Origin of the sequence: Nostoc sp. FACHB-152, from assembly GCF_014697475.1 — a bacterium.
Taxonomy (GTDB): Bacteria; Cyanobacteriota; Cyanobacteriia; order Cyanobacteriales; family Nostocaceae; genus Nostoc_B.
In genome coordinates, this window is sequence record NZ_JACJRV010000141.1 from 1 (window position 1) to 10066 (window position 10066).

The 10066-nt window shown below is 38.5% G+C and carries 8 protein-coding genes; 2 read left to right on the plus strand and 6 right to left on the minus strand.

What is annotated here, in order from left to right; translation table 11 throughout:
- Positions 1–116: 116 nt before the first annotated feature.
- The 4 genes from H6G76_RS35285 to H6G76_RS35300 all read right to left on the minus strand — a co-directional run bounded on the left by H6G76_RS35285 (position 117) and on the right by H6G76_RS35300 (position 5766).
- A complete protein-coding gene (locus H6G76_RS35285; protein ID WP_190710838.1) occupies positions 117–1592 on the minus strand; it encodes a glycosyltransferase family 39 protein in 1476 nt (491 codons plus the stop codon).
- Between the two features lie 149 nt (positions 1593–1741).
- Complete coding sequence (locus H6G76_RS35290) at positions 1742–3112, minus strand: DUF2079 domain-containing protein (RefSeq protein ID WP_190710845.1); 1371 nt, start codon at positions 3110–3112, stop codon at positions 1742–1744.
- A gap of 99 nt (positions 3113–3211) precedes the next feature.
- The gene (locus H6G76_RS35295) at positions 3212–4474 is read right to left on the minus strand and encodes a mannosyltransferase family protein (RefSeq protein ID WP_190710839.1); all 1263 of its coding nucleotides are present in this window, start codon (positions 4472–4474) and stop codon (positions 3212–3214) included.
- Positions 4462–5766 (minus strand): mannosyltransferase family protein, encoded by a 1305-nt coding sequence (locus H6G76_RS35300; protein WP_190710840.1) that lies wholly within the window; start codon positions 5764–5766, stop codon positions 4462–4464. The genes H6G76_RS35295 and H6G76_RS35300 overlap by 13 nt, the downstream gene beginning before the upstream one ends.
- A gap of 340 nt (positions 5767–6106) precedes the next feature.
- Here H6G76_RS35300 and dxr point away from each other — a divergent pair, with 340 nt between their 5' ends.
- Together dxr and H6G76_RS35310 are read left to right on the plus strand one after the other, a co-directional pair.
- Positions 6107–7303, plus strand: a complete 1197-nt coding sequence (gene dxr / locus H6G76_RS35305; RefSeq protein WP_190710841.1) for a 1-deoxy-D-xylulose-5-phosphate reductoisomerase — start codon at positions 6107–6109, stop codon at positions 7301–7303.
- A 418-nt stretch (positions 7304–7721) separates the two neighbouring features.
- Complete coding sequence (locus H6G76_RS35310) at positions 7722–7919, plus strand: hypothetical protein (protein ID WP_190710842.1); 198 nt, start codon at positions 7722–7724, stop codon at positions 7917–7919.
- A gap of 64 nt (positions 7920–7983) precedes the next feature.
- Here H6G76_RS35310 and H6G76_RS35315 read toward each other — a convergent pair whose 3' ends face one another.
- Entirely contained in the window at positions 7984–8484 is a 501-nt protein-coding gene (locus tag H6G76_RS35315; protein WP_190710843.1) for a thioesterase family protein, read from the minus strand.
- 428 nt (positions 8485–8912) lie between these two features.
- On the minus strand, positions 8913–9257 hold the full coding sequence (locus H6G76_RS35320; RefSeq protein WP_190710844.1) for a DUF1815 family protein: 345 nt from the start codon (positions 9255–9257) through the stop codon (positions 8913–8915).
- Positions 9258–10066 lie beyond the last annotated feature (809 nt).

The following is a 10066-nucleotide window of genomic DNA, read 5'->3' on the forward strand; positions in this document are numbered from 1 at the left end:
ATTCGGTTTATAGCTTGGGTTTTCTCTATTAACCAATCTAAATTATCTAAGTTTTATTTAATTTTCTTATATTATTTTACCATAGTTACTCTGGGAGAGCCTTAATTTTACTGTTACTATCTTTCTGTCGCAGTTTTATTCTTATTAGCCCATATATAATGCTCTTCATCACCTTTTAAACTTGTGTAAGTTTTGAAGTAATGTTCATTGATATAATCCATAATCTTGCGATCGCTTTTGATTCTATCAGTCCATCGAGCTAGAACAATTTGCTCAGGGCGATACTGCTGTAAGATAGTTAGTAATTTTTGAGATGATAAACTACCCGAATTCAGACGTTTATATGACATTACCGCCATTTCGGGGGGAACACGCAAGCCTGCATAAAAAGCGTAAATAGGACGATCTGTAAACACCCATTGTGTTGAATCTTTGTATTTCGTTACAAGTTGCATAATTTCCCCGTTTCTCCGAGGCATCCCTTTAGGGACGGGGGGAGTTGCAATGATTAAAAACATCATTGTTACTAAAATCAGGCTAGGAAAAATTAGCTTGATGTTCCAAAATTTTAAATTTTTATCCCAGCCTAAGGTAAATAACTCAAGTAATAAAGTAACCCCATAAGCAGCTAGCCAACAAATAGGAATAGCCAGTAATGGGTAATAGTGATACCAGATAGGTTTATGAGTAAGAAAAATTAATATAGTAGTTCCCAACCAAATTAAAGGGAAAAAACCATTTCTTTGTTTTTTCCATAAAATTGCCAAAATCCCAACAAATCCTAAAAATATATAATCATAATCTTGAGTAATCATGTATGTGAGAAATTTAACATTATTAAAATTAACTAATCCTTCTTCTATCGGTTGATTTAAGTGAGATTGAAATAACTGGTCGTAACTATAAAATTGCTTGGATAACAGGAAGATTATTATATATGTAATTCCTAAAGTACCTAACCAATAAATAATCGGGTGATATGCTATTTTTGTTAATTTACCAATCCTCAGCTTAAAATCACAGATATAAAATAGGATTAGCGGAATTAAAAATACAGTAAATAATTTAGTTTGTAGAGAAAGTGCTAAAGTTGTTCCCGAAAGAATCAGCAAATACTGTTGCCCATGCTTTTTATAAAGTGTTAGTAAATAAATAGAAAGCATTGTTAGTGCTAAAGCAGGGATGCCAATCATCACGGAAATACTAACCCGAATAAATAGCCAAGAAGTTACTAATAAAATGCTGGCAACAAAGGCAGGTATTTTTCCAAGATCACGGTTGATAATTTGGAAAAAACACCATAATAATAATGACGAGAATATTAATATTAAAAGGCGTGCAGCTATTACAGACTGACCAAATATACTAAACCAAATTGATAAAATGACAGTGAATAGAGGTGGTTGGTCGTTCCAAACTTGCGTATAAAGTGAAAAACCTTGGGAGTAGAGAAGAACTTTAATTAAGTTCAGCCCTTCATCATAATCAAGTTCAAAAGCTTGCGTGATTGGTTTGAACCTGATGGCAAGGATAAATCCAAAAAAAAGTGATACATATAGTAATTGCCAGAGAATACTTTTAAATTTAGGCATACTTATAATAAAGAACAGGTGAGAGGGTTAAAAGTCTTGTGATATGTAATTTTCATCATCTGTTTATGTCCTAGCCTCCTAAGTTGTCGCCAGATCACAATCAAAATCTTTATTTAAATAAATGCAATCAATCACCTTGAATACAAATGTTAATCTAATTGTCCCAGAGATTTTTTGACAAACAAATAAACATCATCGCGCTGATAGCTAAGTTGAAATAGTTGATTACTTTTAAGCTGATTTACTAAGTTAGCAGCAAACTCCGGATTACGAGTACCATCGGGGTGACGCACATTCAATAATATGTATTCAAACTGGCTAAAATCATAAGGCGCACCACTGATGTCATCGACAAATTGAATAGTAGGGCGATGCGTTAAATGTGGATAAATACTGTGGGTAGTTAAAACAGCACCTTTAGTTTGAATTTGAGCGATCGCTTCTCGTGTTGCTTGCCAAGTATCGATTGAACGAAAATATCTTGACCATAAATAGCCATACTTACCTAGCACCATAAAAGCAATTAACGCCCACAAAATAATTGTTCGTCTAGTTCGTAGCCATCCTTTATTAACAGCTAAGGTAGAAATTACAGCAAGTATCAAAAAGGGTAAAATTGGCAAAGAATACTGATGAATTAAGTCTCTCTGCATTTGTTTGTCAGACAGAATATTCAGAACCAAGGCCGGAATAGCACTTACTAAAGGAGTTAAATGCCTTGGTGCTAGTCCCCAAATCACGGGTGCAACTAACAATGCTAGGTATTCTAAGGTATCTAATGAAAATACCCTGCCTAATACTAGCCCTGGTTTTAACAAAAAATTACTAGAAATTTCTAAAACGGAGTTACCTAAATAGCTGTAACGTGAAACTGCTGCTACCTCGCTATTACTAAACATCGGGATTATCACTTGGCTAGCAATCACAAACCAGACAAGACCAGCAATTAGAGCAAATGTACCGCAGGTACGGCGTTTTTCAAATACGAGCAACCAAAAGCCCATCGCCGCAACTGTGAGTGATAAGACAGCTTTACAGCCCAAAATAAAAATTACGCCTAAACAAAACCAGCTTATTTTCCCTAGCCGCGCCGCCAAAACTACCCCCAGAATTAATGGAATAGCCATTACTTCTGGGTGAAATTCAAATAAATTGACATTGAAAACTAATGGATTCAGCAGATAAACTACTGCCATTGTGAATGCTTGGCTTTCTTTCAAACCTGCTTGACGGGCTAAATGCCATGTGGGTAAAGCACCTAAAGCCAATGCAACTGCTTGTACAGCTAGTAACCAGTAAGCACTGGGGTAAATCTTGTACAGTAAAGCTAAGAGATAAACTGCCCAGGCTGCATGGTTGCCCATGTGATGAAAGCCTAAAAGAGAGGAGATTGGCGGTTGTCCTTGGCTCATTAAATAAGTAACCTGGTCATAAATGCCCAGATCGAAAGCCCCTGACTGAAACAGCGTATGTCGTAAACTACTGCACGCAAACAGTATTAAGGCACTCACGCCAATCATCCAGTGAACGGCGTTCAGCTTGAAAAGTGGTTTGATCACGCTCAAGTACGACAGTTATTTTTAATTTCTGATATTTTCTCATTTTGATGATATTAAGCTCTAACCCACCCAAAGATTTTGAGCAAATCTGACAGCGAAAGTAGCAAGTAGAATAGCGAAGAACGCTAGGGTGATGTTTCCCCAACGGGTGTAACGAGATAATAATATACCTAAGGCTACACTCAGTGGCACAATTCCATAAGCGATACGGCTAAGTGACCAGGTTCCTCCAGAAACGAAAATTAACCCTAAGCCACAAAAACCATAAATCACAGTCACGGGTGTTAACTGGCTGCGTAAATGCCATAACAAGTAGCCACTACCAATAATCGTAATTGTATTAATTAAGGGATCTCCCGCCAGCAGCCATAAAAATAAAACTAAAGCCACAAAGCCATAGCCCATCTTGATAGAACCTAACTTCTGACGGCAACGCCATAAAATATAACCAGTAGCCAAAATTATGCCAAACAAGATTGGATGCAACGGATCTTTAATCCAACCATGCTTCCAATTGGTTGTACCAATTGAAATTTGCATCAGCATTTTCCACCAGCCTTGCCAATCAAAACCTATGGACGATCGCCAGCCCCGTTGTGCTTGAATAAAAGCTAATGGTTCACCATATTTGACTGCACAATATAAGCTAAATAAAAGTATGCCAGCCGCACTCGTCAAACCTGCAATATAGGCAATGGGTGGTCTGCGTTCTTTCCAAGCTGCAATTAAAAACGCGGGGATCAGTGCCATACCGGTGGGACGTGTTGCCGTTGCTAATCCACCCCAAAAGGCAGTCCAACGATATTGTTGTAGATCAAAAGTTTGAAGTGCCGCCGTACTTAGTAATATATACAGCCCTTCAGTGTAAATCACACTAGTAAATATAGAGGCTGGAAACCAAGCTAGCACTAAAATTGCCCACATTGCCCCTTCTAAACTATGTTGCTTTTTTATCCAAAAGTACAAAAAGTAAAGGGCAGCTAAAAATGCCAAATTGTTGACTAATGTGCCAGCTACTTGAAATGGCAACCCCAGGCTGATCAGTCCTTTAATCATTAAGGGGAATAGAGGAAAAAAGGCTATATTATGCCCCTTACCATCATTGACATATTCATAGCCATTAGTTGCGATCGCCCAATAATGCCCACTATCCCAGGCTTCAAATACATCCCAACTAAATGTGGCCGCAACGCCGCCCGGTGGTGCCTTAAGCATTGGCGCAATTAACAACATGACAGTTAAAATAAACAGTCTGTTAATTAGCCATACCACGGCAGGAAAAAGCAAGTCATTTTTTCTGAAAATTGCTGCTAACCTACCCATTGTTCTTGTGCAAATCCTACAGCTAACCTAACCAGCAACATCGCAAACAAACCTAGCATTAAATATCCTTGGCGAGGATGGCGAGATAGCAGCACACCGATCGCAATACTCAAAGGTACAATCCCGTAAGCAATACGGCTCAAAGAAATCGTACCACCAGATGCCAGCAACAAACCGATACCACAAAATCCATAAATTACAGCCACTGGGGTTAATTTGGTACGTAAAAGCCACAATACAAAGCCACCGCCTAAAAGCATCAACGCATTCAGCAAGTTATTGATTAGTGGTTCCTCAGCGATGATTAATAAAAATGCAATCAGGGCGTAAAAACCATAAATTCTGTTCATGGAATGCAAACTTTTCTGGTTGCGCCATATCAGAAAAATGCTGCCAACTACAACGCTAAACAACAATGGATGCCAAGGATCTTGTAGTCCACCATTAGGATTTTGCACCCAGCCAAATTTCCAATTATCGCCAACGACAATTTGCATCAGCATATTTAACCAACCTGGCCAATCAAAACCCAAGGAAGGCCGCCAACCCCGTTGCGCTGCAATAAAAGCTAAAGGATTGTGAAAATAAATTGCACAGTACAAACTAAATAAAAGTATGCCTGTGGCACTAGCTAAACTGGCAAAATAAGCAATCAGTGGTCTGCGTTCTTTCCAAGCTGCGATCGCTAATGCTGGAACTAGTGCCATACCTGTAGGACGTGTTGCTGTCGCCATTGCGCCCCAAAACGCAGTCCAACCATATTCTTTGCGGTCAAATGCCCGCAGTGCAGCAGCACTCAAGAATAAATACAATCCCTCGGTATAAATTACTGCTGTAAACATAGCCATCGGACACCAACACACTACAGCAGTAGCCCACTGCGCTGCTTTGATACCGCACTGTTCTTTTACCCAAAAGTAAATACAGTAAAGTGCTGCGCCAAATGCCAAATTATTGACGAGTGTACCTGCCATTTCAAACGACAAGCCCAAGTGCATTAATGCCCCAATACTCAAGGGAAACAAGGGAAAAAAAGCCAGATTGTGTTGTTTCCCATCATCTACAAATTCATATCCCGAAGTAACAATCGCTCGGTAGTGTAAGCTATCCCAGCCATCAACAGCTGCCCAACCTAAACTCAGAGAATCTTCTGTATGGGATGAGGGTAAATGTGGGGCTACCAGCAACATGGCACTCCAAATCAAGAGCCGGCTGAGAAACCACATAGCTGCGGGAAAAACGGCTTCATTTTTCCATAAAAATTTTATTATTAATATTTGAGACCTAACCATAGGCTTCAGTTTTTTTTACAGACTCCTTGATGTATCTTTTTACCTATGGTTGACCTAAATTAGGTGAATTCTTGGAAACATTGTTTTTAAAAGTAGAATCAATAGGCATCTGAGCCGCAATAAATATTTTTACTATGTTCGAGTTCATCGTGTCAGTAGTCAAAATTAAGTTTTTATTGCCGAATTCTAAGCATTTATCATTAACAATATAGTATTTATATACACAATTTTTAGTAATTGCCAAGCAAAAGAGTGTTTGACTACTGATTGTGGGGATCGCTGTTATTTATGAGTCCCAAGCAATTTATAGTGGGAGTTATCTGTAAATCCTTAAGCAATTGTGAAAGCTATTACTCTTCTTGGTTCCACTGGCTCAATCGGTACTCAGACCTTAGATATCGTCACTCAGTACCCAGATCAGTTTCGGATTGTGGGATTGGCAGCAGGCAATAATGTCGAGATGTTGGCAGCACAAATTCGGCAGTTTCGGCCGAGTATAGCAGCGATCGCCACTGAAGATAAATTACCTGCTCTCCAAGCTGCTATCCAAGACCTTGATCCCCAACCTATCTTACTAGCTGGCACAGCCGGAGTGATTGAAGTTGCTCGCTACGGTGATGCCGAGACTGTTGTTACAGGGATTGTTGGTTGTGCTGGCTTACTGCCAACCATCGCCGCTATTGAAGCAGGTAAAGATATCGCCCTCGCCAACAAAGAAACTTTAATTGCTGGCGGCCCTGTAGTTCTACCCTTAGTAGAAAAACATGGCGTAAAACTATTACCAGCTGATTCTGAACATTCAGCGATATTTCAGTGCCTGCAAGGCGTTCCTAAAGGCGGTTTACGTAAAATTTTACTCACTGCCTCCGGTGGGGCTTTCCGTGATTGGCCTGTTGAAAAGTTACCAGAAGTTACAGTCGCAGATGCTCTCAAACATCCTAACTGGTCAATGGGACGCAAAATCACAGTAGACTCGGCTACTTTGATGAATAAAGGATTGGAAGTAATTGAAGCTCACTTTCTGTTTGGCTTAGATTACAAAGATATCGAGATTGTTATCCATCCGCAAAGCATTATTCACTCATTAATTGAGTTGCAAGACACCTCAGTGTTAGCCCAACTTGGTTGGCCAGATATGCGTTTACCCTTGTTATATGCTTTATCTTGGCCCGATCGCATCTATACTGACTGGGAAAGATTAGATTTGGTAAAAGCAGGGAGTTTAACTTTCCGCGAACCAGATCATCACAAATATCCCTGTATGCAGTTAGCTTATGCCGCAGGTCAAACAGGTGGCTCAATGCCAGCTGTATTGAATGCCGCCAATGAACAAGCTGTCGCTTTATTTTTAGCAGAGAAAATTGGCTTTTTAGATATTCCTCGGTGCATCGAATCGGTATGCGATCGCCATCAAAATAATAACTGTGCAAATCCTTCTTTAGATGACATTTTGGCAGCAGATCAATGGGCAAGGCAAGAAGTTTTAACAGCAACTAAAAATTTAGCAACTCAATCTCAGATGATTTCTTTACACTAAAAACTCAGATATAGCAATCCTATTTGATTTACCAACTACTTGTGGAGGCAGGCAATAGGGAATAGGCAATAGATTTGTTTGAAACTCATTTATGATTGCTATAGCAGCATAAACCTTACGAGGATGGGGCTTTAAAATCACCATCCTCAATAACTTAATCTAATCTTTAATTGAGTTATTGATTTATTTATCAATAAATAAAAATTATTTTCTTAATTTTCTCTAAAGTATCCGGCAGCTATTGAAGTTTCAGTGTTGATTTAGATTAGAATTACATACCTATTTTTCATCAAAACAGTTAAACATCCTAAATAATTAGCCATAATTACTTGGGTGCAAAAGCTTTTGAATGAGAAATTGGCAATGCATAAAAATAGTATTTTTTAATCAAAGACACATTTATCAGAAATTAAAATTTATGATTCCTACTTTAATTATTGCTTGGATCGTATTCACAATATTGTGGAAAATTCTCAAAACAACGATCAGTAATGCACTGACTGTTGCTGCAATTATTGTTTTATTGCAAGTAGGATTTGGGATTACTCCTCAAGATATTTGGCATCAAGTGATTCAGTTTGCTCAAACTCTGTCGCAGATTCGCGTTAATAAATAAACAGGATCAAGAATCAAATGAAAATCCAGGACAAAATCTTAAGTCCTGGATTCTTAAGTCTTGATCAATTATTTTGTATTGAGGCAATCTTCGCCAAAGCATTCTTGAAACTTGTAGGTAGCTGACGCATGATTTTGCCTCTTTCACGGTCTAATGCTACTAACGTTACTTTAGCTGTGACATACAATTGCTGCCCATCGGGAGAAACAATCGCATAATCCCAGTTAATCCGAACACCAGTCACCTCATTCATACGGGTTTTGACAATAGCTGGCATACCTAACCCAATTGAACGGTGATAGCGTACTGAAAGTTCTACCACTGGTAAATCACAGCCTAAGATTACTAAATCTGCAAATTCGATCCCGATAGAGCGCAAACACTCTACTCGTGCTTCTTCCATCCAAGTAATATAAGTGCCATGCCAGACAATCCCTGCATAATCAGTATGATGTGGTTGCACTCTGACAGGATATTCAAACCAACTTTCAAAAGTATGGTTAGTAGAAATTTCTATAGCATCCGTTGGCGGTAGTTGTGCAGGGTTTGGTTGTGATTCAGACATATTCCAGTTTGAAAGTAATAATTGTTTTACACATCTGGAATATCACAAAAACGAGCCATATGACCGCCACATTTATCAGGCGATCGCCTAACATAACTTAATACCTAGACCTGAGAATATATCTAACTTGATGATATATCCCTAATATTTTTTGCTGAGTTAATTTACAATCTTATTCAAGCTAAAACTTACGCATCATGATTACCTAAGATGCACAATCGCTCAAGAATTGTTTCTCTTACTTAAATTACTTTTGATTCACAAGCGCAATATACTTCACATCATAGTCATGTGACAATTCATTGAAGGTAATGGTGAATAGGTAATGGCACTTAAAAACCTGCCAAAATTACCAATTCCCACTAACCTATAATCCATGAGCAATTGACTCGTACAGAAGCTTTGATAACCCATCAGCTACAAAAACCCTAACTCCTCTTGGCTAGGGCTTTAGCACCCGAATAGGCTGGTGCAGATTGCTTCACAAGATTAGCTAATTCCTGTAACTGGTTAATTGCCTCTGCTCCTTCCAACTTCATTAATTCGCGGTCATCACGCATTTCTGTCCAAGTAATCCCATAATCCGATACTAAAAATCGAATCAAGTGATTGTTGCCCAGACTCACCATAAATGAGGCACTATTCATCTGGTCGCCGCAGGTATAACAAGACGCAGGATAACCGCGTCGTTCTAATACAACTGCCAAGGCTTGTAAGTTCATTACCAAGTCTTGGACGAATTGTCGATGTTGATGCGCTAGTCTCAGAAACACTTTTGTCCTCCAGACACCACAGTCATTTTAGTTACTTTTATATTTTTTTTAGATTTTCTCACACACTGGTATTGTAAACTATTCATTACAATTACCGTACATATTTGCAGTAGTTAATTCACTGCCTAGCTTAGGGTATTGGATAACTAAACAGTTTGCCGTATCAAACTATTCAGTTTGCAAGTTTAATCTTTCAGACAGAAGCTCATAAATTTATTATTTCTTTATATATTTCTGTCCAAGTAGATGATAGTTGCCGGAATCCGCTTCAAGAGTAACTCAAATTTGACACCTGTCAACCACAGAAAAGCTACGGATTTGTTATTCAACCACTATGTGTAGCCTAACCTATGGCTGACAAAAGCTTTAATGCCCTTCAATCTTCTTTACGGCTTGTTAAGTCGCTGGATTGAAGGTATTATCAAGTCAAAGTTTGATAGTACTTAAACATTCAGTCTTAAAATTCTACTTCTCCTCAATAAATATATGGAGTGTGGTAGAAAAACTGGCAGATCTTAGATTCCGAAAACCCAAATTTTCAACAGCTTACGCAATACTTTTAATACATAGATTAATCTAAGAACACTAAGATAATTTTGCCACCTAATTATCTATAGGTTCAACCCAGACAATAACGAAACTCAGAATCAGTATGTTGCCAATTCGGCAGTTTTTTCTACAGTCTAGAGACTATCTGGAATAAATCTTTATAGAACCCATTTGACATCTTATGAGGTTTTGAATTAAGGTACTCCTCAGCATCTAAAATCCAATGCTAATGGCGTATTCCAGCGACTTCACTGATGCAG